This is a genomic window from Sediminibacterium ginsengisoli, from assembly GCF_900167075.1.
GTDB lineage: Bacteria > Bacteroidota > Bacteroidia > Chitinophagales > Chitinophagaceae > Sediminibacterium > Sediminibacterium ginsengisoli.
In genome coordinates, this window is the sequence record NZ_FUWH01000003.1 from 91,820 (window position 1) to 116,307 (window position 24,488).

Consider the following 24,488-nt stretch of genomic DNA (forward strand, 5'->3'; position numbering starts at 1 on the left):
TGGCCACTTCAAATACAAGTAAAATGAAAAGAACGATCCTGTTAATGGCCGGTGTGTGCAGCATCGGAACAATGTTTGCCCAGGTGAAAAAGCCTGCTGCTGCCGCAAAAACCACCGCAGCAAAACCAGCCGCAACCGCAGCAGTTACCTCATATAAGAATAATAAGGACAGCGCAAGCTATGCACTCGGTGTACGTATCGCACAGAACCTGAAAGGTCAGGGCTTTGAAGGCGTGAACATGAATGTGCTGCAGAAAGCCATGGCCGATGTGCTCCAGGGCAAAAAACTGATGCTCGACGATGCTGTGCTCGATAAATGCATCGGCGAATACCAGCAGAAAGCATCCGGTGAAAAAGCGGCTGTTGCCAAAAAGGCCGGACAGGCTTTCCTTGCCGCCAATGGCAAAAGAAGCGGGGTGGTAACGCTCCCCAGCGGTTTACAGTATGAAGTGATCAAGGCAGGTACCGATACCAGCAAACCAACACTGAACGACAGGGTTACCTGTCATTACCACGGCACCCTTACAGACGGCACTGTTTTCGACAGTTCTGTTGAAAGAGGCGAACCGATCACTTTCCAGCTTGGCGGCGTGATCAGGGGCTGGCAGGAAGCGCTGCAGCTGATGACCGTTGGCAGCAAATGGAAACTCTATATTCCTTCTGACCTGGCTTACGGCGACAGGGCTGCAGGCGCTGTGATCGCACCGGGCTCCACACTGGTCTTTGAAGTTGAGCTGATCAGCATCGAGAAAGGCGATTAATATAATTTCCAGTTACAGTTACAAAGGGTTGAAGCGATGTGCTTCAACCCTTTGTTTTTATCTGATACATCTTTAACCTTCTTTAACCTTAAGCCAAAGTTGATTAACCGCCGGTGCAGAACACCCCATTTACTTTTGGTTACTCTAAAACTAAATGGTTATGTATCGCCTCCTTACCCTGACCTTATTTTTACTGTTGTCATTTACAGCAACACTTTCCGCACAGGAAAGAATACCGGCCATCAAAGGCTCTGTATATGATACAGCCGTTAACCGCGGTATGGCTTATGCTACGGTTTCCATTGTAAACGCCAAAGATTCTACCCTGATCAGCTTTGTAAGGGCTGATTCTTCCGGTAACTTTAAGATTCCTTCACTTTCAAAAGGTAAATACCTGCTTTCCGCTTCTTATGTAGGTTATGTTCCGCTCTGGAAAGAGATTGAAATGCCGGAAGGCGGACACCTGGATATGGGCCGGATGATCATGACCGACCTGACACATGCCGGTGATGTAACCGTAACGGCAAGACGTCCGCCGGTTACCATCAATAACGATACGGTTGAATTCAATGCCGAAAACTTCAAAACCGCACCGAATGCAGTGGTGGAAGATATGCTGAAGAAAATGCCGGGCATGACCGTTGATCCTGACGGTACCGTTCGTGTGAATGGCCAGCGCATCAACCGCGTGCTTGTGAACGGAAAAGAATTCTTTACCGGCGATCCGAAGCTTGCTACCAGGAACCTGGATGCAGATGCGATCGATAAAGTGCAACTCTTCGACAAGAAAAGCGATCGTGCACAATTCACTGGTGTAGACGATGGACAGAGTGAGAAAACCCTGAACCTGAAACTGAAGAAAGATCGCAACAATGCATTGTTCGGCCGTGTTACCGCAGGTGCCGGCACGAAAGAGCGATACGATGGCCAGACCAATATCAACAAGTTCAACGGCGATCAGCAGTTGTCGTTCCTGGGTATGGCCAACAATACCAACAGGCAGGGCTTTACATTGTCTGACGTGCTGAATTTTTCCGGCGATCTTTCTCGCGGTCTGCGCTCCGGTGGCGGAGGTATCACCATCCGGAATGTTGGCGGGGAAGATAACGGTCTTCCTGTAACCGGCCTGGGACAAAACCAGCAGGGTGTTGCACGTACTTTTGCAGGCGGTGTTAACTACAACAATAACTGGAATCAGAAAACAGATCTGAACACCAGCGGTATGATGAGCGATATCAGTCTCAATACAGATCGTTCTACCAACCGCCAGAACCTGGCTGGTAACGGCGGATTCAATTACCAATCCAACAGCAATACCACACGCAACAGCAAACAACAACGCTGGAATGCCGCCATCGATCAGAAAATTGACAGTTTTGCTGCGATCAAATTCACACCGCTGATCACAGCGCAGCAGAACGACAGCCGTACGCATAACAGCTTCCTGTCTACAGATAACAACAACGTAAAACTGAACGAAGGTTTTACCGACAGCCGCACGCATTCCGAAGCATTGAATATGGGCGGAACAGTATTATATCGTCAGCGTACCAATAAAAAAGGCCGGACCATTTCTGCAACGCTGACGGCCAACTATAACGACAGCAAACAGAACGGAGATCTGAACACAAAAAACACATACTATAACGCCGGCGTATTCCTGAAGGATTCGATCATCAACCAGAAGAATACACGTAATGCCGTTACCCGCAACTTCGGATTGAATGTTGCTTATACCGAACCTATTGGTAAAAGATCATTGCTTGAAGCAACTGCATTCTACAATACCAACACGGGCGAGAGCGACCGGAGAACCTACGATTACAACAGTGGTTCCGGCAAGTACGACCAGGAAAACCTCCTGCTCACGAATGATTTCAGCAACCGTTACAACTATGGCGGCGGCAGCCTGAACCTCAGGTCTAACCAGCCTAAATTCACTTTCAGCGGTGGTGCTACCATGCAAGCAACAAGGCTGGAAAGCATCAACAATACCAATAACAATACCATCAGGCAATCATTTACGGATGTATTACCGAATGCAAGTTTCCAGTATCGTTTTGCCACATCGCGTTCGCTGTCGCTGAATATGAACACTTCCGTAACCCAGCCATCTACTTCGCAGTTACAGCCGATCAAAGACATCAGCGATCCGCTTAACACTTATACGGGTAACCCTAACCTGAAACGCAGTTACATGCAATCTGTATCGCTGAATTATTTTTCAGCCAATACTTATACACAGCGCAATTTCTTTGCCTTCATCAATGTGGCAAAAACAAACAATGCCATTGTAAACTCAGACCAGGTGATCAATGGTATCCGTACCAGTATGCCGGTGAACGCAAATGGTCAGATGTTCATTTTCGGAAATGCGAGTTATGGTTTTGCCGTAAAAAAACTGAGATCCAGGTTTGAGCTGGGTATGGGGACCAACTACACAAAAACCATCAGTTTCCTGAACGGCCAGCAGAACAATATTGAAAACACAAGCATCAGCCCGTCTTTCACCTGGAGTTTTTCAAAAGAGAACGTGCTGGACCTGCAGGCTTCTGCCCGTCTGAACATCAGCAAGGCGAAATACTCGCTGCAGCCACAGTTCGGTACCAATTATTTGCAGCAGACCTATAACATGGATGCAACGGCTTACCTGCCTTTCGGTTTTATTCTGAACAACACGTTCAACTATACAGTGAACAGTGGCCGTGCAGATGGTTTCAACATCCAGGTCCCTTTCTGGAATGCATCGCTGGCAAAAGGTTTTCTGAAAGGCAAACGTGCAGAAGTGAAGCTGAGCGTATTTGACCTGCTGAACAAGAACCAGGGCATCAACCGCAGCGCTAACCAGAACTATATCGAAGACACCCGCTATAATGTATTGCAACGCTATTTCCTGCTTGGCTTTACCTACAGGCTGAACAAGGCGGCTTCATCAAGGCCAAACGTTGTGATCCGTTCATTCAGCGCAGGCGGTTAATTCAACTCTTTTTTTCTCATGTACATTCATACTCCCGTCCTTTCCAGGATGGGAGTTTTTATTTGCGGAAACCGTCCAACCAAAATAACAGGCCGCTAACAGCTAAAAAGGTATTTTTAAATCGTTGCTGAAAAAGGACAGCAATTATATTTACAGATCACAACTACAAGTTATTCATGGACGGCAAATACCTTCTTTTCTTTATCGGTGCCATTGGTGCTTTTAACGGGCTGGTGCTTGCCGTGTATTTTCTGTTCCTTTCAAAAAGAAAAACGATCCCGGGATTCTATCTCGGCATTCTGCTTGCAGCGCTGAGCCTGCGGATCGGCAAAGCAGTGCTGGTCTATTTCAATTCCAATCTGCCGGTCATTTATCTCCAGGTTGGCCTTTCCGCCTGCCTGATGATCGGGCCTGCGCTTTTCTTTTTTGCAGAGTCATCTGTAAAACCTGCACCACAGCATTCGAAGCGTGCCAGATGGCAGTTGTCGTTATGGCTTGGGGCAGCTGTTCTGTTCGGTCTGGTCTTTCCTTACGCCACGCATCGTGCATTGTGGGGCCTTTATATCATCAGGTTTATCTATGCTGTCTGGATCATTTATGTGGTGGCTGCCGGTGTGATGCTGCGGTCTTTGTTCGGGCGTTTGCGTAGCACTTCCAACCCGCTTCGTTCTGCTGAAAAATGGCTGCTGGGTATTTACGGTTCCAATGTGCTGATCTGTTTCTCATTTGTAATTGCACTTTTGTTCCGGGATATCTGTGAAACCTATTATGGCGGCGCGGTTATTTTTTCCATTGTATTGTACAGCATGATCTTTATCCGCCTTTATTTCAACCAGGCCGCGGGTGATTTTTACCTCCTGCCTGCTAAAACGACACCCAAAAAAATGCCTGGCGCCAATATGGAAGCCATGCTGCAATCGCTCGGGCAGCTGATGCAGCAAAAAGAATTATACAAAAATGCCAATCTCACGGTAAGCGAACTGGCCAGGCATATGAACATTCCTTCACATCAGCTCTCACAATTACTGAATGAAGGCCTGAACAAAAACTTCACTTCCTATGTGAACGGTTTCCGGATCGGCAAAGCCTGCGATATGATCACAGAAGGGCATCCCTATTCGCTGGAATCCATCGGTTATGAAGTTGGGTTTAATTCAAAATCGACCTTCTATACCGCGTTCAAAAAGATCACAGGCACTACACCGAATCTGTATAAGGAAAATATGCTGTCAGAAAAAGATCATTCATTATCAATCAGTTAATAATTTATCATAGTCCGGATTTCTAAATCCGTACGCCCGGAAAAAGAGATCAGGACTTACCCGGCCCTGGAAGAAAGCAGTTTTGAGCACTGATACGCAAACGCTCAAATTCTGCTTTATGAACAAATCTGTTTTCTGCATTCTTTTCTTTTTATGTCATTCCATCCTGCTTCAGGCACAAACCCTCATTCGCGGAACTGTAACCGGGAGTAACGGCGAACCTGCCTCCTTTGCACAGGTATCGATCCATACCGGCGGTGATTCGGCGCTTCTGAAAACAACCCGTGCAGATACAAGCGGCCGGTTTGAGTTCAGCGATATGAAGGCCGGCGTTTATCTCCTGAAAGTTTCCATGCTGGGATTTCATCCTCACAGTTCTACTCTTTCCGTCTACGCAGGAAATCCTATAACCGATGCGGGAATGATCCGGCTCAGAGAGGAAGAAAAGAATCTGAATGAAGTAACTGTTCGCGCGGAGAGAGCCGCTATCCGTCAGACAGCACTAGCCACCATCTTGCAGATCAACGGTAATAATCTTTTCAAAACCTCTGTGAATGTGATGGACATTCTCCGGAAAGCGCCCGGCATCAGTATCGGTCCGGATGGCGCCCTGCTGGTCAGTAACAGGAATGTTCCGGCGTTGTTCATCAACGGCAGGCATGTTCCCATGAGCCCGGAAGAATCGCTGGCGTACCTGAACGGTCTGTTACCGGAAATGATCGAAAAGATAGAGATCATTTCCAATCCGCCGGCGCAGTACGATGGTCAGTTCAAAGCCATTATCGATATCCGGTTAAGGCGCGATCAGTCGCTCGGCTGGAAAGGTTCTGTAAGCAGCTCGTTACGCAGGCATTTTTACTATTCGGCAGATAATAGCCTGCAGTTATCCTATAAAACATCAAAAACTGCCTATCACTTCAGAACAGGATATGTAAAAGGTGATGATTATTATCTCTACACTGCTCTGCAACAACTTGCCAATACCAATTTCATGGCAACACATACGCTGACCCGGACAAACAACAACAATCTTTCGCTGGAAGCAGGTGCGGACTTTGCGATCTCATCAAAACAGGATCTGTCGGTAACTTTCAGAAGATACCGGGCCAACCGCCGGGCCGACAGCCGCAACACGCTTACTTTTTATGATCCTGGACATATCAATATTACCGGGCGGCAGCAAACATCCAATTTATACGATCCTGTACAGGCCAATGAAGCGCTGAATATTTATTACCAGTTCCGCTTATCGGAAAAACAAAGATTCAGCATACTGGCTACCGTGAGTCATACCGGTAACCGGCGCAATGAAGACATCATCATCCGCAACGCGGAAACCATGCAGCAGAACAGTTACTGGAAAACCGCGTTAAAAAATGATGCACATACACGTAGCATACAGGCGGATCATACCTTGCAACTGGGTAACGGGCACCTGGAAACCGGTGCCAGGTTTGCGTATATACGAACCATCAACGATCTTCAGTACGATACGCTGAACAACCAGCAGGTATTTGTACACGATGCCTTTCGTACCAATGATTTCAATTACAGGGAATATATCAGCGCTGTTTACGCCGCTTACACATACCAGCAAAACCGTTTCGATCTGCGGGTTGGCCTGCGGGCGGAACATACCAAAACCCATGCAGGTTCTTCTGCACAACATGATCTGTTTGAACGGAATTACCTGAACTGGCTTCCGGCCATCAGCGGTGGGTATCGTATCAATAACGGTCAGCGGATCAGTCTTGCATTTTCGCAACGCATTACACGTCCTGGCTTTGATCAGTTGAATCCTTTCCGCTTTTATTTCAGTCCGCTGAATTACTGGGTGGGCAATCCTTATCTGCGGCCCTCGGTTACTGCTTCTGCGCAGCTGTTATATACCAACAAAGCTTTCAGTGCAAGTGTTACCGCTGGTCGTGAAAAAGACCTGATGACACGTTATCCGGAATACAACCGCATTACCAACGAACTCCTGTATCTCGGAACCAACCTGCCTTACAGCGACTTTGCCACGTTGGAAGCCCGTTATTCTTTCTCCGTAGCCAAGTGGTGGAAAATAAGCCAGACTGCTGCTATGAACTACCAGAAACAGCAGATGCCTTACCTCGGCAAAACCTATGCAATAGCTGTTGCCGATTTTACACTGAATGGCAGCCAGGTCTTCAGTCTCCCGGCAGGCATTACGGCCGATCTTACTTATCGCTACAGATCGAACAGTGGTAATAGTTTATACTATATCAGGTCCAACGGCTCGCTTGATGCGGGAATACAGAAAGCATGGTTCAACGGCAGCCTGAATACCGTACTGAATGCCTATGATCTTTTTTATACCAATACAGCACGGCTTATATTCCGGGAAACAGAGATCATCAATAACCGCCTGAATCATTTTAATGCCACACGCAGAATGGTATTTACCGTTGCCTATCGTTTCGGCAAAAGCAATTATAAGCGTACGGAAAGAAAGATCAGCGATGAAGAAAGAAGGGCGGGAAACTGATGACGGAAGAATGAACAGCAGATTACAAAGCCAGTTCTGCAGCCGGATCCCAGAACTTTTTATCGAAATCGACGATCTTTTCGTTCAGCACCTTGATTTTCTCTTTGGCAAGCAGTTCTTCCATTAAGGTTGGCGTAGCGAAATGGGCTTTCCCGCTCAGCAGACCGGCACTGTTCACAACACGATGGGCCGGAACTTTCGGTTTAATGGCAGAAGCGCCGTTCAGGGCCCAGCCCACCATTCTGGCGCTTTTACCACTGCCGAGAAAACGGGCAATGGCACCATATGATGTAACACGTCCTTTGGGAATCTGCCTTACCACATCGTATACCTGATCGAAGAAGGAAATCTCCCTGCTGCCGTCGGGCATCACAACACGCGGCTTCTCTGTGATTTTTTTTGTTGCCACCGGAAAAGATTTATCCGGCAATTTACGCAATCAGACGTTTAACGTTCTTCATCGCTGTCCTGCGCCTGCTGTTCTTTGCGTTGCGCAATCAGGTTGCTGCGCCTGGGTTCGGGCACGGCTTCATAATTAAATGGGCAATGCCTGCAGCCATTCCCGCAGCAATAGCCTTTATCGAGATGAAACTTTTCGGTGAGTACCATAAAGCCGTTCTCGTAATAAAAATCAACGCCTTCAGTCAATTGTGCCACTGAGCATTTGTTTTAGCACTTCGTCCTTTTCTGCCGGAAGTTCTTTATCGGTGCGGAATGACAGGTAATGAATCCGGTTGCTTTGCGCAATATCAAGTCCTTCGTAATGTGTTTTGATCTTCAGTTCAGGCTTCATGTTGTCGCCATCTGCATGGATATTGTCTGAGGCTGCTTCCACTTCCAGTCCGAAAATGCTGATCACCAGCCGGGTGAAGCGGTAAAGATCGGGGCTGTCTGTTTTAAGATGTACCAGCCCGCCCGGTTTCAGAATACGCTGATATAAGCGTAAAAACTTTGGATGTGTCAGTCTTTTCTTTGCCCTTGATTCGCGCAGTTGCGGATCGGGAAATGTGATCCAGATCTCGGACACTTCACCTGGCTTGAAATAATCCGTGATCTTATCGATATGCGATCTTACAAACGCCACGTTATCCAGTCCCTCATCCAGTGCGGTTTTGGCACCGCGCCAGATCCTGTTGCCTTTGATATCGATCCCGATGAAATTACGCTGCGGGTATAATCTCCCCAATCCTACGGCATATTCGCCTTTGCCACAGGCAAGCTCCAGCGTAAGGGGATTTTCGTTGCCGAAGAATTCCTTCCATTTGCCCTGCATCTCCTGCGGGTATTCCAGCACATTCTTAAATGATCGTATCGCTTCGAAGCGGATGAGTTTTTTCTGTCCCATGAACCGGCAAAGTTAATACAGAATTGACGGATGCGCTTCAGCGGGTTTTGGTATCCTATTTGTTATATTTAACCGTCTGTAAATAAAAGCAAATGCAACCCATGAAACTCAGCCGTTTATTCCTCTTTGTAATCCTGGCCGGTTTTGCCTGCGCAGCCGCTGCTCAGAACAATTTTTCCGATGTTGACCGCTGGCTCAGCGCCCAGACCGGTAATATGGGCGGACGGAGCCTGCTGGTGGTGTATAAAGACGGGAAACTGATCTACACCAAAGCCGTGAACGATATGCGTGCCGGCCAGAAACTGATCAACCGCGCTATTGCGAGGCGACAGGGAAAAGAAGCCAACACTGAGGATTATACACCCGATACGCGTCAGCCCATCGCCAGCTGCAGCAAATGGCTCAGCGCGGCACTTGTGATGACTTTTATAGACGAAGGCAAACTCAGCCTGTCCGATACTGTTGGCAGATTCCTGCCTGTACTGACCCAGAATGGCAAAGGCAATATCACTATCAGCCAGTGTTTATCCCATATGACCGGCATCAAAGCTGCCGAGCTCAAGGATGAATTACAGGATATGCGCGGCATGACCAGTATGGATGATGCAGTTCGCAGAATTGCAATGTTACCGATGGAAGGCACGCCCGGAAAAGTATTTCACTACAGCAATACCGGCCTTCAGCTTGCGGGTGCCGTGATTGAAAAGATCAGCGGTAAAAGTTTTGAACAGTTATTCACAGAACGTATTGCCGTTCCGCTGGGCATGACCGGTACCGATTTCGGAAAAGGCCCTGTTGCCTTACCCGCAGGCGGCGCGATCAGTACCCCAAATGATTATATCCGTTTTCTCGAAATGATCCTTCACAAAGGCATGTTCCGCGGCAAACGCATACTTTCTGAAAAAGCAGTTGCAGACATGCAGGTGAACAGGATCACAGGCGATGTTAAGGTCGCCTACGCGCCCGCAGAAGCCGGAAATTTCGGTTATGGTTTCGGTGAATGGGTGATGGATAATATAAGTCCGTCAAATGCGGTCACAAGTCCCGGCTTATTCGGCAGCTTCCCCTGGATCGATAATGAACGAGGCTACGCTGGTTTTCTGATGACCTATTATATCAAAAATGATGGCCGTAATCAACGTTACAAACAATTAAAGCAACTGGTGGATAAAGCAGTGAAATAACATTTATGCAACGATAATAACAGGGCTCGTGTCAGTTGGGCGTACTGCAAACCTGCTGACATGAAAAGCTTTATCCGAATTTTAATACCCGGCTGCCTGGCTTTGCTGCAATTTTCCTGCAGCAAAGAACAGAATCAGAATATATCACTCCATAAAAAGTGGAAGCTGATTGCCACTTTTAACGGCTACCTGATGGGCGGTGATTTTCAATGGCACGATGTTCCGGAAAGTTATACGCATACGCTTGAATTTACTGCCAGCGGCAAATACGACAAACGTATGGCCGGCCCGGGCATTATCAGCAATTGTACAGGAACCTACCAGTCCTTCCCTGGCGGCCGGGTCGATATCGTTTCAGGTTGTCAGACCGTTACGGAAACAGTAAAAGTGAGTGAGCTGTCTGCGGAAACGCTCATCCTGGATCACCAGGTTACAGAAGGTGTGACCAGAGATAAATATGTTGCGATCAGCATACCATAACGGTTGCATACCGTATTAACTTTTGTATTTTGCAGGAAACGAAATATATGTTTCAGCTGAAGAAATTCGATTTCGGCGAAATACAGAATGCCATCCAAATGTGCTATCCTGCCGATGCCGAAAAAGAAACAACGGACTCCGATCATTGTCCCGCGTCGCAAACGCTTTCAACGCTGATTGCTGAACAATTTTACGACAACGGAATATTCTTTACCCGCTGGAATAACTTTACAGACCAGGTTGCAGAGATTACAGGCTTGCCGCTGCAAGGCACAACTTACGGACAAGCACCCAGCTTCAGTGCGTTTATTACACTTGAAAAACAGGTAAGCGGCAATTTCACACGTACAAAAGAACTGCATTTTTTCATCAGCATCGCAGGAAAGTTCTATACCGTTATTGGCAAGGATAATAGTGCACTTGTTGTGGATCAACAGCATTTTCGCAGCACGACCTGCATGATTATTTCACCTGTACATGAATATGCAACAGCATTTCAGCAACTGACAGATGCTATAGAAAAAGAATACAGTGACTATCGTTTCGTTCCATTCGAAGTATACAGGCAGCCCTTGCGCGGTTTAACAACAGGCTACGCAGACGAGGCGCCACAAACTGTTTTTGAAGCTATTTTCGACCGGTCTGTTCTTATCCCAAAATATGCGCCGGGGCTGGGAGATGCTTATTATAAAAGTGAAAACTGGCGAAGTGCAGATTATGTTGATGATGGCAGTTATTGGATAGGCGTAACCCCATTCTCTGATCATCAGGAAACAGGATCTTAATAGGGTGACAAGGTTAACAGAACTTAATATAGGGGTGAGGGCGAAGTGAGGGTACAAACCGGGGGCGGTTTGTTTGGTGAGTATTTTGCCCATGCTGGTCGCCTGACCAGCATGCCTTTATCCGCCATTAATAAACAAGCTTATACCCCACACCCCGGATATTAATGATCTTCACGGAGCTGTCTTTCTCAAGGTATCGTCTCAGTTTGGAAATGAATACATCGAGGCTGCGGCCGGAAAAATAATCCGTGTTATCCCAGAGCCTGTTCAGGATATCGTTACGGCTCACCTGCTGGTTCCGATGCAGCAATAACAGCTGAAGCAGGTCTGCTTCGCGTGAAGTCAATAATAGTTTTTCGTTGCCCGACTGCAGTTCTCCGGCAGGATACAGGAATGAATATTGGCCTATTGCCCACGTGAAAATTTCTGTCTGCGCCGGCCGGCTTTTATTTTCTCTTTTCAGTAATTCATTTACCCTTACGATCAGTTCGGCAATGCTGAATGGTTTTTTAAGATAATCGTTTCCGCCGGTGTCAAATCCTTTTAATACGTCTGCCGTTTGCGAACGCGCGGTAAGAAAAATCACCGGGGTGCTCTGATCCGTTTTACGGAGTGCGGCAATCCATTCAAACCCATCGCCATCGGGAAGCATTACATCGGCAATAATGATATCCGGTTGATGCTGCCGCAACAATATTGCTGCTTTTGAAAGCGTGGCGGCATGATATACTTCAAAGCCGCTTGCGTCAAGGTTCTCCTTTACAATTTCCGCAAGTGCGGCTTCATCTTCTATGAAAAGTATTTTTCCCATTATTGCAGCGGCCATGATAAAGTTACGGTAGTACCTTTCCCTTTAGTGCTGATGACGGCAACTTTTCCGTTATGCGCTTTCAGGATGGCCTGTACATAATTGAGGCCAAGTCCATACCCTTTTACAGCATGTTCTTTTCGCGGCTCGCGGTAAAACTTTTCGAATACATGCGGTAATGATTGCGCATCAATGCCCATTCCTTTATCTGTGAAGGCGATATGGATGTACTGATCATCCTTATAACACCGGACCCACAGATCCGCAGTATCGCCGGAATATTTAATGGCATTGTCTATCACATTGCAGACAGCCTGCATAAAAAGCTGCCTGTCTGCTATCAGCGCATCATTGTCCGGATCGCCGGAATATTTATAGCTGACCGGCTTTCCTGACGTGGTGATAAAATCGTCTGCAATCGTTTGTATCGCGTTGCTGATCATTATTTTTTCCGGGTGAACGGCAATGCTGTTCTTTTCATAGAAGGAAATATCGAGAATATGATCAATGAGCATTGACAACTTCTCCGTTCCGTTCCTGGCATGTGATAAATAACGATCCGATTTTTCTTTTTCAAGGTTATTGCCCTGCAAAGATTCTATCGCCGCTGAAATGGTAGCCACAGGCGTTTTCAGCTCATGGGTGATATTGCTGATGAAATCGTTCTTGATCAGCGACAGTCTTTTTTCGCGCAGCAGCGCAATGATCAGCATGCCGATACACCAGGCCACCAGCAGGATCAGCAGGAGCGCCCCGCCCAGTATCCATTTCATCTGCGACAGAACATAACCAACCGGGTTAGGAAAAACAGCGCGTACATATTGCTCCTCCGGCGACCACCATTTGTACGTTGGCGAAGAGCGTGTAATCACAACACCTTTCCCCGACAGGGAATCCGGCAATGAAGCATAATGTACGGTGCTGTCATTTTTGCTGGTGTAAAAATGAAAACTGCTACGGATATGATGCTGGAGCAGGTATTGACTGAGCACGGTTCGTAATCTTGAAGTATCAAACCCGTAACGCCTCACTTTTTCATTCAGGAACTCGCCAAGGTTCTGGGTTCTGTAGTACACTATATGTTTTTCTAGGTCTTCGCTCCGGAGATTTTTCGCATAACGTAATGCTATTTTTCTCCTGTAGGCCGTATCCTCCGCACGCAAAGAATCCGGCAGTTCGGATGTACTGAATGAAGTCTGGTCTTTATTGTTTTTTGCATTGGTAATAACCTGCACCATCGTTTTCAGGGAAGCGTTGTATTTACTGTGAATGCGGAAAGCGGAAGTGTCCATCAATTGTAGCACAAGCAGCCGTTCAATGGTATCGCAGCGAAGCTGGAATTCTTTTTTAACAGCATCTTCGAATACCATGTTCACTTCTCTTTCAAAGTTGAACCGGGTGGTTTTATAATAACTCCGGATCCATGCATACTGCAATACAATTACACCCGCAATTGCGATCAGACAGATGGCCAGTAAAACACGGAGGTTTTTTGTCATGGTATAAAGATAAAAACCAGGGACCGGAGTTTACAGGCCGTTAACAAACGATAACAAAGTGTAACCGCACTTAACACCCGGAATGATGCAGATGATCAAACTTCGTATCAAAATCAAGATTATGAAAAAGATATGCTTCCTTCTGCTGCTTACATACGCGGTGCTGAAAGTTCCCGCACAGCAGACCATGCTTGCTGCCGGCAGCCGCTTTCCCGATGTGATGATCACACAGATCAGCAATGCTCCTGTAAAGTCATTGTTCCTGAACGGGGAAAAAGACAACAAATTCTATATCCTCAATTTCTGGGGAACCTGGTGCAGCCCCTGTATTCCTGAAATGGATGCACTGGCAAAACTGCAGGTGAAGAACAACAGGATCCGCGTGGTAGCTATTTCCGATGACGATGCAGGCAGGAAGGCAAAATACCTGGCCAGTAAACCATCCGGGCTTTGGCTTGCTACAGACACCACCTACCAGCTGTACAAAATGCTGAACCTGGCCAGCGTGGGGCATAGCGCCATTATCAGTCCGGATAAAATGATTGTAGCTGTGGTACGTACGGATTCCATTAACCAGCGGCTGATCGACAAGCTGTTAAAAGGTGAAACCGTTGCGAGCAATGCGAAGACCAATGAACCGAAAATACAGGCGGCCGGCGATCCTTTTGGCGTAGACTCATTAACGAAGCATAGTTTCAGCATCAGGGGGTACCAGGTTGGACAGCGACCAATGGGAAGAGTATATTTCGACATTCCATGGTTCAAAGACAGGCGGGCCAGTTGGTTCAATGTTGGTATAGGTAACCTGTACCGTGCGGCCTATGGCATCAAGACTTATGGTAAGCAGGAGTTTTACGATGCATCTGTGAAAAAGGAGGAAGTGAACGGTCACGACATGAACAACAAAAACGCATTCTACTGCGTGGATCTGCTGGTGGATTCATCACAGAAAGAGCAGTTCTATCCCATACTGCAGCAATACCTGAACCAGTTCTTACCCGTGAAAGTAAGGCAGGAAAAACGCATGCTGGATGTATATGTGCTGAAGCAGAAGCCGGGGGCAACCATTGGCTTTACAGCATCCACCGCAGAAAATTCATCCTATGGTTTCAGCGGCCGCGGGTTTGAGGGAACGAAGCAGCGCCTTGCCGATTTCGCAGGTAATTATCTTTCGAATGAAATGGAACTTCCGGTACTTGATGAAACAGGCCTGACAGGTTATTACGACATCAAAACAAGTGTGGAACTCCGCACCACGGAAGGTATACGTAAATCGATAGACGCATTGGGGCTGGTACTTGAAAAAGCACAGCGCGAGATGCCGGTGATTGTTTATTATAAATAGCGCAGATTATCTGAGCGAAGCCGCCTTAAACGGGCGGCTTTTTTATTCTCTGCATGAATTTATTTAACTTGATAAGCAGAATCCTTCATTCAATAATACACCATGCAGTACAACACATTTGATCCGGCTCCCGATTTAAGCGCTGTGATCAAATGTTACTGGACACTCGAATACGCATCCAAAGAAACACCTCAGAAGCAAACCATTGTTCCCGATGGTTGCATGGAAATGATCTTTCACCATGGCGATCTGTACCGGCAATACGTGGAAGATGGCAGCAGTATTATTCAGCCAGCCGCTTTTGTTTTCGGCCAGCTGACAGCTCCGCTTGAAATAGAACCCACAGGCAACACGGGCATTTTTGCAGTCCGCTTTCAACCCAACGGTTTCACGCCTTTTGCAACTATTCCGCTGAAAGAAATGGAAAACAAAGCGGTTCCGCTTGAAAAACTGTTCGGCCAAGCCGGCCTTGAACTTGAACAAAAAATCTTAACGGCAGTAACCACTGAAGAAAGAATAAAAACGGTTGAAGCATTTCTCCTGAACAGGTTCATGCATGCAGACATTATTGACCAGGTTGTAAAATCGACGGTTGAAACAATATTTGCTGCAAAAGGACAACTGAATATAAACGATCTGTCTGAGCAGACAAATATCAACCGCCGTCAGCTGGAACGGAAGTTTGCAGCCGCTATCGGGTTAAGTCCGAAACAATTATCGAAAACCATCCGGCTGCAATATGTGCTTCACATGCTGCTGCGCGGAAGATGCACCAGTCTTACAGAGCTGGCTTATGAAGGTGAATATTACGACCAGGCACATTTTATAAAAGATTTCAAAGAGTTCACAGGTCTAACGCCCGGGAAGTTCTTTGGAAAGCACCTTGAAATGTCGAGGCTGTTTTACAGGGAACAATAAAGTGTCGCATTCTTACAATTTCAGAAAACCAGGCATCAGCAATTTTGTTCAAAAGCTAAATATGAAACCACGCATTCTTTTTACAGTAATTGTATTAATGATTCTTTGCAGCTGGACAGCAGCAGATCAAAACAATATGACCAAAATAAGCTGGCTCACCGGAACCTGGGAAAACAAAACGCCCAAGGGCAGCATATACGAAAACTGGAGCAGGATCAATGACCATGAGCTTGCGGGAAAAAGTTACGCGATCAGGGGAAAGGATACTGCTGTTTTCGAGAATATCCGGCTGACAGAAGAAAGTGGCAAGTTATTTTATATCCCGACCGTTAAAAACCAGAATGCCGGGTTACCGGTTCGTTTTGCATTAAAGGAGTTGTCCGATACAAAAATGGTTTTTGAAAATCTGCAGCATGATTTTCCGCAAAGGATCAGTTATACAAAGATTAGTCAGAATGAGTTGGTAGCGGAGATTTCGGGAGCGATGAATGGGAAGGAAAGGAGGCAGGAGTTTCCGATGAGGCGTCTAAAATAGAGCATTCATAGCATGAGCTTATTATATTGAGCAAAAAAACTAATGACTTGCGAATTAGAAGAAAATAATCCAATATTTCTTCTCCGCTGATGTCTCCCGCAGGGGACTCAGCGCAGCACGGACTTACCATTCTTAAAGATGCTTATCAACTCCAACTTTCAGGCAGGTGCCGGGCATTTGTCGCTCAGGCCGCTGGGCCTCGCCTTTGCGCCGTCGCTTCTTTGGCCTCTATCGAAATGTGCTGCGCATCATTTCGATTACCTACGCTTCGCTGGGCACCGAACCCAAAGAGGCACCTCTGCAAAGACTGGTAGATGTATTAAATTCTTCCGAACACCTGTGGTGGCCTCATCACCAACAGTGTGGCATTGCTTTATGATTTTAAATTTTAAGCTTCTTATTTATTTTTGGCAATACATATATACTCTTGAGGATGTGATTAATAATATCTAGCGCATATGCTAATTTATCAATTGACATAGATTTTATTTTATGTGCCGAATCATTACCAATTACACGTAGCTTATCAAGAATAGGCAATTCCTGTTTAGAAATTAGTCCTTGCTCATTAAGCTGATTTATCTTTTGTTGAAGGTTTCTACCTGGTATCTTTTGCTGAAGACAAACAGCTTCAATGATCATACGTAAACCAACGCCCGCCATCAATGCTGAATTAGTAATGAACTGCGTTCTAATTTCTTCATATAGTTCATAAATTTTATTCGGAAGCATTTCTTGATCATCTGCACGTAAAAAAGTAAAGTCTTCGACTTCGAATCCTTCAGAAGTCAATGAATTATAATCAATGTATTCTGGTTCGTCCTCCAATGCATCATATAGATACTCTCTCTTGCATAGCGAAACCGTTTCGCAGCCGCCACATTCAAGAATCATATAATCAGCAAGAAAGTCAGCAGATTCCATTTTATGGGTTACTCGATAGATAAAAACTCCACGATGCTTTGTATCTCGATTACAGTTATTGCAATGCGTGATAACAGCTTTTTTTAAGGAAATTCTTTGGGTTGTTCGTGTCTCTTTCATAAATCAACTCTTATCAGTTTTGATTGACATGCTTAAATATCATTTCTCTAATAATATCGTTAATCTAAGCCGTAAATCTTAAAGCAAAGCTATTATTTACCGATTTTGGAGATTGTTTAGTACATCTGCACTCTTAGTTCGGTGTTGGGCAAAAGCAAGGTAATGGAAATAATGCGAAGCTCATTTTGATAGAGGCCAAAGAAGCGCTGGCGTAAAGAAGAGGCCCAGCGGCCTGACCGACCGGAAGCAATGAATTTAAAGCCGTTTGGAGAATTGAAAGTTCTTCCGAACAACTGGAATGATTAAATTTTATAATTTGATATTTCAATTTGCCTACCTCTATTACGGCACGCTATATTGTAAAATTTTTTTATACTTTCATGGAAATTTAAATTTGAATGCCTACTTACAATCTCTATTGCGATGAAAGTTGTCATTTAGAAAATGACAATATGCCTTATATGTTACTGGGGTATGTTTGTGTGCCATATAATCAAATGAGGCAACATAATGAACGTATTAAACAGTTAAAAGAACAGCACCATTTTTATGGTGAAATTAAATGGAGTAAGGTATCTAATTCACAACATAGGTTTTATAACGATCTCATTGATTATTTTTTTGCCACAGATCTCTTTTTTCGAGCTATAGTTATTAAAAAAGAAAAAATTAACAACAGTAATTTCAACCAAGATTATAATACGTTTTATTACAAAATGTATTATCAGCTTCTAAATCATAAGCTTGACACTCTTAGTCATTATAATATATATCTCGATATAAAGGACACGCTAAGCACGGGCAAAATCAATCATTTAAGATCGATTTTGCATACAAAATTTGGTGTTATTAGAAATCTTCAAAATATACATTCTAACGAAAGTGTATTCCTTCAAATTACAGATCTTATAATGGGGGCTATCGGGTATCATTTAAGAGGAAATAAAAGAGTATTAGCGAAAACCAATTTAATTAATCGAATACAAAAGCATTCACAACATCAGATAGATAGGTCTACCCCAAAGAATGAGGATAAATTAAACTTATTTTTTATTGAATTGCAGTAAAGACGTTAGCTATGCCATTTAATCAAATGAAGGTTTATAATCAACACCTTGAAATCGCACATATGAATTCCGGAGATAGAAATGCATCTTTATATTCCATTTTTAAGAGGGATATTGAAGATAATACTGCATTTACATTTCGAGGGAAACGAATAAATCCTATTAAAGGCGAAGATATACCCATGCAAACCCTTTTTAGGCATTTAACAACAGTTATTGTGGATCAAGCAACTCGAAGTAGGGAATTTGAGATCCAGAGGAGTATTAGATTGCATTGGATAAAATTTCATACAGACGAGGTAAAAAAGGATGAAATAATGACCTTTAGCGTTGAAGACACTGACGGAATTCGCACATATATTGTTGATGTGAAAGAAAAATATGTAATCATTCTAGCTCCATACAGGAACAGGCAAGAATATTATTTGCTTACTGCTTATTACTTAGAGGGGCGAAACATTAAAAAGATCGAAAGCAAATATAAAAGACGGTTGCCAGAACTTGTATAAAGCAGAAAACGCCAAACTTCATGGTTTGGCGTTTTCCAATCTCCTTCTTCCAAACGGAAAGATGAGCAGTGCAAAGATATCATAAAATAACAGAATTACAAGCCGCTCATCCTATAAAACGCAAAAACCATTCCTTAAAGTGTGTTAAGAAATCAATAGATAGTCTTACGGTCAATTAGCCTGTTACATGTTAGTAATAAAACGAATATCGAATTGATTTGCAATTAGATATGGCTTTGAGCGCTTGCCATTGTTAGCTACCAACAACGGTGTACCGCAAACAAAAAAGCCCCATAGGTTTTTACACTTACGAGGCCTCTTACGATTGCTGTTAAGCTGTAGGGGGAGGGATCGAACCTCCACGGGGCAGTTAGCTATAGCGCAAAGTTCAGTGGTCGACCCTGGTCTTTGCCCGCCTTACAGCGGATAAAGGCTCTACACTACGTTTATCCTGTGATCCCCACCCCCGAGACAAGAGGGCATGTCTGCCAAAAATTTCATCACCCCACAATGTAATAAGAACTGTTTGCCACCGCTTTAACCGCTTTGACAATACAATATTAGTCAATGTTGTTGATTCATTGCAAATATTTCAACAATTATTTTGAAAGTATAGAAATTGTTTAATATTTTAGCTTATTGATTAATTTTTATCTAAAATCATAGCTAAAAATGTCTGCCAAATTGAATCTTGACAAACTTGATCTGCAGATCATCCAGGAAATGATGGAGAATGCAGATATCTCTTATGCCGACCTCGGTAAAAAATTATTCGTTTCCGGAGGTACCATCCATGTGCGCATTAAAAAACTCGAAGAACTGAAGGTAGTTAAAGGTAAAAGATTATCCGTAGACCTGAAAGCCCTCGGTTACGATGTAATTGCATTTATCGGCATCTACCTGGAAAAAAGCTCGCTGTACGACAGTGTGGCCAAGGAACTGCGCAAGATCCCCCAGATCGTCAGGCTGAACTATACTACCGGCAATTACAGCATGTTCGCCGAAATCGTATGTAAAGACATACAGCAACTGCGTTTTGTGCTGCACGATGAACTGCAGAAGATCAAAGGCATAGAACGTACCGAGACCTTCATTTCGCTCGAAGAAAGCCTTGACCGGAATGTTGTGGTGACGACAGAATAATGATCCTAAGTGTAGTAAGGACTGATCATCAGGTAAACAACCGGCCCGGTAACAGCCACATAAAGCCATAATGGCCAGGTAATGCGTGCCAGCTTCCTATGTTGCGGAAACTCGGCCGTTAAACCGCGGTAGGCTGTGAACAGGATAAAAGGCAGGATGATGGCTGCCAGGAATATATGGGTGATCAGGATAATAAAATACACTATCCGCATGCTGCCGGCTGCAGCTTTTTCTGCATCGTCTACAATACCATTGTGGTCTGCATCGCCGAATTTTGCTTCGCCGGCTAGTAAATGGTGGGCTATATAAGAAACGAGGAACAACACCGACAGGACCAGCGCCACGATCATTATTTTCTTATGCAGCAGGTAATTGCCATTCTTCACGGTAACCAGCGCTGCTACCAGCAATACTGCAATAATGCTGTTGATCACTGCATTGATCGTGGCAAAAATATGCACATTGAAACCCGGTGCTACTTCTACTTTTATTTTACCCAATGCTACCACAGCTGCAAAAACCACGAAGGATACCACTCCTATCAGTAATCTTGCCTGCTTGTCATTCTTCTTTATCGATGCCTGTAACATATCAATTGTTTGTCTGTTCTTAAGTTGTTTACCCGTTGATCTTGCGTCTTCTGCGCATATACAATACAAAGAAAGTGACCATGAGCACGATGATCAGCCAGAGCCAGCTCAGGTCTATGATCTCGCGGAAAACGCCGCTTTTCTTGTGCTCGTCTTTCTCCAGCATCAGCAGCCCGATATCTTTCGCAAGCTTTCCTACCGATGCTGAATCAAGGCCATTGTAATAACCGCGCACTATGCGGTCGCGGTCCATCAGCACAAACCTGCTGGTATGTACAAAGTCAGGACTGATCGGCTCTTCGCTGAACTTGTCAACCTTCATCTCCTCAAACGCAAAACGATAGATCGAATCCCTGTTGCCGGTAAGCATCCACCAGTTGTCGTGGTTCACACCAAAACGGTCGGCATAATCTTTCAGCACACTCACCGAATCACGCTCAGGATCTATCGAAAAAGAGAGGAACTGTACAATAGACGTATCGATCCGGTTTCGGACATTACCACCTTTGATAAAGGATTGCTGCAGCCTGGACATATTCCTCGTCAGCTGCGGGCAGATACTGCGGCAACTCGTAAAGAAGAAATCAGCAACGATGATCTTGCCGGGGTTATTATAAAGGCTTACCGTATCTCCGAGCTGGTTCACCAGCCTGATATCTTTTGTTTTATGCCAGATGCTGTCTGTAACCATTTTACCGTTTTCCACGCGTGATACCACCGTATCCAGCAGGTATTTACGCGGCATGTCGACGGCGCCATCGCTCTTGTATTTCAAAACAAGATAACAGAACACCGGTATCAATACCGCCACGGCCAATCCTAATAGTGCTTTCTTGTTCATAATTCACAGGTATAAAAAAACCACCGCCTTAACAGCCGGTGGTTGATCAAAATATAGTTACAGATCTGTTAAGATCAATGATGACTACCTTTCTCTTCGGCTTTCTTTTCTGCCGGCTTTGCTTCTTCACCGTGGTGAGCCGCTTCTTTCTTTTCTACCTTGATCGTGCTCTGTTCTTTAAAATGCGGATCGTACGTGTTACGCAGGTGTCTGAAAGAGTTACCATCATAGAGGAATGCAATGATGAACCAGATGAATAATGCCAGGGGCACAACAATGGTCATGATCATATTCTTCAGTTCATGCTTCAGGTGCATGAAGTATGCAACAATGTAAAATGCTTTTGCCATCATCAGGATGATGATCGCGCCTTTACAAAAATGTCTCAGTCCTTCGCTTTCCATGCCGATCATCCAGAAACCGATGATCAGCTCAACGATGGTTAACACGGAAAGGATGATCGTTACCCGGATGATCTCTTTTTTTCCGCCACCGCCGTGTTCTTCGTGTGCTACTGTATGTTCCATATAATATCTTGTCGTTGGTTTGTAATGTGTTGATGCAGGTTGTTTAGATCAGGTAGAAACAGGTGAATACGAATACCCATACGAGATCTACAAAGTGCCAGTACAGACCGGCTTTTTCTATCATCAGGTAATGACCACGTTTTTCGAAAGTATCACTCAGGGTCATGATCAGCATTACGATATTGATCACTACACCAGACAATACGTGGAAGCCGTGGAAACCGGTGATGGTAAAGAAGTAGTTGGTAAAGTTGGTAGATGATGCCGTTCCGTCAGCATTCGGGAAAGGATTGCTGCCCCACCATGCACCTTCGTGGAACAGGTGGTTCCACTCCCATGCCTGGCAACCCAGGAACGCCAGACCACCGATGATGGTCAGCACCAGGTTGATCACAACACCTCTTTTGTTCATCTCATGACCGGCTTTCACAGCAAGCACCATGGTAACGGAGCTGATGATCAGGATAAAGGTCATGATACTCACGAAAACGAGTGGCGCATGCACACCTTCCGGAGCAAAAGGGAAACTTCTGAACACCTCGTTCGGGTCAGGCCAGCCATTGGTTGAAAAACGGATGGTACCGTAAGAGATCAGGAATGCACCAAATGTGAAGGCATCACTCATCAGGAAGTACCACATCATCAGTTTGCCGTACTCTACATTGAAAGGGCTTTTGCCGCCACCCCACAATTTGGTTGTTGTTGCAGTTGTTGTGCTTGACATGATTACACTCAAAATTTCGTTACAAAAATATTGGCTAGTGTTTAAAAAAGGTGCGGCAGGCGCAACTTTTTTCAGGACCTATCCTATCCAGCTATAAAAAATAAAAAGGTATATCCACAGTACATCTACAAAATGCCAGTATATGCCCGCAATCTCAACCGGCACGCTGTTATAGCTCTTCACCTGCGTACGGAATGCACGTGCAAAGATCACCAGTAACGCTACCACTCCACCCAGTACGTGCAGCATGTGCAATGCCGTGATCACGAACAGGAATGATGCCGATGAGTTGCTTTTCGGTCCTATCAGTGCTATGCCATGTCCTTCCAGGTCCATAAACCCGAAATACTGCATCACCAGGAACGTCACACCCAATGCCGCAGTTGCGGTAATCAGTGTTCTGTAACGGCTCATTTCCCTTGCTTTGAATGCTTTGGTTGCCAGGTGCATCGTAAGACTGCTCAGCAGGATCACAATGGTTGACACCCAGAAGATCTTCGGCAATTCGAATGCCAGCCAGTTGCTCTGGTTCTTTTTTACAATATAGGCGCTCGTTAAGCCTGCAAACATCATCACAATGCTACCCATGGCCACCCATAAGGTAAACTTATGCGGATGTATGCGTTGTGGTTGTTTTGTATGTAATGCAGTCATCATACTTTAAAATTTAATCGTTCAAATTCATTTTCACTTCGCGGCTGCGATCATCCCATCTGTCCTATCTTATCCGCCAGCATCGCCAGTAATACGATCGGCAGGTAGATATAGCTGCTGAACATCACTCTTCTCGCCGCTTTTACGTCCATCTCTTTATACAATCTCAGGCTTTGTACTACCATGAACAGGTTACATGCCAGCAGGATCCACATGCTTGTCTGTCCTGTAAGTCCGAAATAATACGGCAGTACACCTACCGGTATCATCAGCACAGAGTACATAACAGCCTGCAGTGCCGTGAATTTGGTCGGTCCCTTATCCGCCGGCAGCAGTTTGAACCCTGCTTTACTGTAATCCGTATGCGCAACCCAGGCAATTGCCCAGAAATGGGGGAACTGCCACAGGAACTGTATCCCGAATAAGATCCAGCCACCGGCACTGAAATCGTCATTCCCGGCCACCCAGCCGATCAGGCAGGGTAATGCTCCGGGAAACGCACCCACCAGTACTGCGATCGAATTGATCTTTTTCAGCGGCGTATAGATGTACGCATAAAGAAAAAGACTGAACGCTGAAAGCAATGCAGCCGACAGGTTAAAAAAGTACCACATCATCAGTACACCCATGATGCCGGCCAGTAAGGCAAACACATAAGCTTCCTGCTGACTCATCCTTCCATTCGCCACCGGTCGTTTTCCGGTACGTTTCATCATGGCATCCGTATCTTTCTCCACTGCCTGGTTGATCGCATTAGCGCTCCCGGTAACCAGCATGCCCGCAATAAAAAGAACTACGATCATACCCCAGTCGTACACCACTACTTTAGGTGCCAGCAGGTAGCAGATCACACAGGAGAAAACCACAGTAAAACTCAGCGTGAACTTGATCAGCTGAAAATAATCTCTCATTTTCGCGGCAAGCGAGAATGAAACAGAATCTGATGTGTCCGCGGTTTTCGTCATTTCATTCATTTGTTGA

At 45.2% G+C, this 24,488-nt stretch carries 25 protein-coding genes; 13 read left to right on the plus strand and 12 right to left on the minus strand.

Translation table 11 applies throughout. The annotated features are described in order from the left end of the window. The first annotated feature begins 23 nt into the window (after window positions 1-23). From bamJ to B5D42_RS06120, 4 genes are all read left to right on the plus strand, one after another. Window positions 24-761 (plus strand): BamJ family beta-barrel-assembly machinery protein, encoded by a 738-nt coding sequence (bamJ, locus tag B5D42_RS06105; RefSeq protein ID WP_078830585.1) that lies wholly within the window; start codon window positions 24-26, stop codon window positions 759-761. A 160-nt stretch (window positions 762-921) separates the two neighbouring features. Further along, window positions 922-3,738 carry an outer membrane beta-barrel protein gene (locus B5D42_RS06110; protein WP_176112922.1) on the plus strand — a complete coding sequence of 939 codons (2,817 nt, stop codon included), beginning with the start codon at window positions 922-924 and terminating at the stop codon, window positions 3,736-3,738. Between the two features lie 176 nt (window positions 3,739-3,914). Further along, window positions 3,915-5,000: a helix-turn-helix domain-containing protein gene (locus B5D42_RS06115; protein ID WP_078830587.1), complete on the plus strand. Its 1,086-nt coding sequence runs from the start codon at window positions 3,915-3,917 to the stop codon at window positions 4,998-5,000. A gap of 118 nt (window positions 5,001-5,118) precedes the next feature. Next, window positions 5,119-7,509, plus strand: coding sequence for an outer membrane beta-barrel protein (locus B5D42_RS06120; RefSeq protein ID WP_139367014.1), 2,391 nt, complete (start codon window positions 5,119-5,121; stop codon window positions 7,507-7,509). 22 nt (window positions 7,510-7,531) lie between these two features. On the opposite strand, the gene B5D42_RS06125 is transcribed toward B5D42_RS06120, so the two are convergent. The 3 genes from B5D42_RS06125 to trmB are packed head-to-tail and all read right to left on the minus strand — an operon-like array spanning window position 7,532 to window position 8,854. Next, window positions 7,532-7,918, minus strand: coding sequence for an MGMT family protein (locus B5D42_RS06125; protein WP_245825584.1), 387 nt, complete (start codon window positions 7,916-7,918; stop codon window positions 7,532-7,534). Between the two features lie 38 nt (window positions 7,919-7,956). Then, window positions 7,957-8,166 carry a C1orf53 family protein gene (locus tag B5D42_RS06130; protein WP_078830589.1) on the minus strand — a complete coding sequence of 70 codons (210 nt, stop codon included), beginning with the start codon at window positions 8,164-8,166 and terminating at the stop codon, window positions 7,957-7,959. Next, on the minus strand, window positions 8,150-8,854 hold the full coding sequence (gene trmB, locus B5D42_RS06135; RefSeq protein ID WP_078830590.1) for a tRNA (guanosine(46)-N7)-methyltransferase TrmB: 705 nt from the start codon (window positions 8,852-8,854) through the stop codon (window positions 8,150-8,152). The genes B5D42_RS06130 and trmB overlap by 17 nt, the downstream gene beginning before the upstream one ends. 101 nt (window positions 8,855-8,955) lie before the next feature. Between trmB and B5D42_RS06140 the strand changes: the two genes are divergently transcribed. From B5D42_RS06140 to B5D42_RS06150, 3 genes are read left to right on the plus strand one after another with little or no spacing between them, the layout of a single operon-like run. Then, a complete protein-coding gene (locus B5D42_RS06140) occupies window positions 8,956-10,038 on the plus strand; it encodes a serine hydrolase domain-containing protein (RefSeq protein WP_078830591.1) in 1,083 nt (360 codons plus the stop codon). 60 nt (window positions 10,039-10,098) lie between these two features. Continuing rightward, the gene (locus B5D42_RS06145; protein ID WP_078830592.1) at window positions 10,099-10,518 is read left to right on the plus strand and encodes a hypothetical protein; all 420 of its coding nucleotides are present in this window, start codon (window positions 10,099-10,101) and stop codon (window positions 10,516-10,518) included. Window positions 10,519-10,547: 29 nt separating this feature from the next. Further along, a complete protein-coding gene (locus tag B5D42_RS06150; protein WP_139367015.1) occupies window positions 10,548-11,303 on the plus strand; it encodes a hypothetical protein in 756 nt (251 codons plus the stop codon). 127 nt (window positions 11,304-11,430) lie between these two features. On the opposite strand, the gene B5D42_RS06155 is transcribed toward B5D42_RS06150, so the two are convergent. After that, window positions 11,431-12,114, minus strand: a complete 684-nt coding sequence (locus B5D42_RS06155) for a response regulator transcription factor (protein WP_078830594.1) — start codon at window positions 12,112-12,114, stop codon at window positions 11,431-11,433. Further along, a complete protein-coding gene (locus B5D42_RS06160) occupies window positions 12,114-13,610 on the minus strand; it encodes a sensor histidine kinase (RefSeq protein ID WP_078830595.1) in 1,497 nt (498 codons plus the stop codon). Before B5D42_RS06160 ends, B5D42_RS06155 begins: the two co-directional genes overlap by 1 nt. 121 nt (window positions 13,611-13,731) lie before the next feature. Between B5D42_RS06160 and B5D42_RS06165 the strand changes: the two genes are divergently transcribed. From B5D42_RS06165 to B5D42_RS06175, 3 genes are all read left to right on the plus strand, one after another. Beyond that, the gene (locus B5D42_RS06165; RefSeq protein ID WP_176112923.1) at window positions 13,732-14,955 is read left to right on the plus strand and encodes a TIGR03435 family protein; all 1,224 of its coding nucleotides are present in this window, start codon (window positions 13,732-13,734) and stop codon (window positions 14,953-14,955) included. A gap of 102 nt (window positions 14,956-15,057) precedes the next feature. After that, complete coding sequence (locus B5D42_RS06170) at window positions 15,058-15,873, plus strand: AraC family transcriptional regulator (protein ID WP_078830597.1); 816 nt, start codon at window positions 15,058-15,060, stop codon at window positions 15,871-15,873. 61 nt (window positions 15,874-15,934) lie between these two features. Beyond that, entirely contained in the window at window positions 15,935-16,408 is a 474-nt protein-coding gene (locus B5D42_RS06175; RefSeq protein WP_078830965.1) for a DUF6265 family protein, read from the plus strand. 381 nt (window positions 16,409-16,789) lie between these two features. Here B5D42_RS06175 and B5D42_RS06180 read toward each other — a convergent pair whose 3' ends face one another. Beyond that, the gene (locus B5D42_RS06180; protein WP_078830598.1) at window positions 16,790-17,452 is read right to left on the minus strand and encodes a DUF4145 domain-containing protein; all 663 of its coding nucleotides are present in this window, start codon (window positions 17,450-17,452) and stop codon (window positions 16,790-16,792) included. A gap of 398 nt (window positions 17,453-17,850) precedes the next feature. Between B5D42_RS06180 and B5D42_RS06185 the strand changes: the two genes are divergently transcribed. The 3 genes from B5D42_RS06185 to B5D42_RS06195 all read left to right on the plus strand — a co-directional run bounded on the left by B5D42_RS06185 (window position 17,851) and on the right by B5D42_RS06195 (window position 20,171). Further along, window positions 17,851-18,519 carry a DUF3800 domain-containing protein gene (locus B5D42_RS06185; RefSeq protein WP_078830599.1) on the plus strand — a complete coding sequence of 223 codons (669 nt, stop codon included), beginning with the start codon at window positions 17,851-17,853 and terminating at the stop codon, window positions 18,517-18,519. A gap of 11 nt (window positions 18,520-18,530) precedes the next feature. Then, entirely contained in the window at window positions 18,531-19,028 is a 498-nt protein-coding gene (locus tag B5D42_RS06190; protein WP_078830600.1) for a hypothetical protein, read from the plus strand. Window positions 19,029-19,700: 672 nt separating this feature from the next. Then, window positions 19,701-20,171 (plus strand): Lrp/AsnC ligand binding domain-containing protein, encoded by a 471-nt coding sequence (locus B5D42_RS06195; RefSeq protein WP_078830601.1) that lies wholly within the window; start codon window positions 19,701-19,703, stop codon window positions 20,169-20,171. Window positions 20,172-20,176: 5 nt separating this feature from the next. Here B5D42_RS06195 and B5D42_RS06200 read toward each other — a convergent pair whose 3' ends face one another. The 6 genes from B5D42_RS06200 to cyoE form a co-directional block, all read right to left on the minus strand. Then, window positions 20,177-20,761, minus strand: coding sequence for a DUF420 domain-containing protein (locus B5D42_RS06200; RefSeq protein ID WP_078830602.1), 585 nt, complete (start codon window positions 20,759-20,761; stop codon window positions 20,177-20,179). Window positions 20,762-20,789: 28 nt separating this feature from the next. Continuing rightward, entirely contained in the window at window positions 20,790-21,602 is an 813-nt protein-coding gene (locus B5D42_RS06205; protein WP_078830603.1) for an SCO family protein, read from the minus strand. 74 nt (window positions 21,603-21,676) lie between these two features. After that, window positions 21,677-22,129 carry a cytochrome C oxidase subunit IV family protein gene (locus B5D42_RS06210; RefSeq protein WP_078830604.1) on the minus strand — a complete coding sequence of 151 codons (453 nt, stop codon included), beginning with the start codon at window positions 22,127-22,129 and terminating at the stop codon, window positions 21,677-21,679. A 43-nt stretch (window positions 22,130-22,172) separates the two neighbouring features. Further along, the gene (locus B5D42_RS06215; RefSeq protein WP_078830605.1) at window positions 22,173-22,853 is read right to left on the minus strand and encodes a cytochrome c oxidase subunit 3; all 681 of its coding nucleotides are present in this window, start codon (window positions 22,851-22,853) and stop codon (window positions 22,173-22,175) included. A gap of 78 nt (window positions 22,854-22,931) precedes the next feature. Beyond that, window positions 22,932-23,510, minus strand: coding sequence for a cytochrome c oxidase subunit 3 (locus B5D42_RS06220; RefSeq protein ID WP_176112924.1), 579 nt, complete (start codon window positions 23,508-23,510; stop codon window positions 22,932-22,934). Between the two features lie 47 nt (window positions 23,511-23,557). Continuing rightward, window positions 23,558-24,472, minus strand: a complete 915-nt coding sequence (gene cyoE / locus B5D42_RS06225) for a heme o synthase (protein WP_139367016.1) — start codon at window positions 24,470-24,472, stop codon at window positions 23,558-23,560. Window positions 24,473-24,488: the final 16 nt, after the last annotated feature.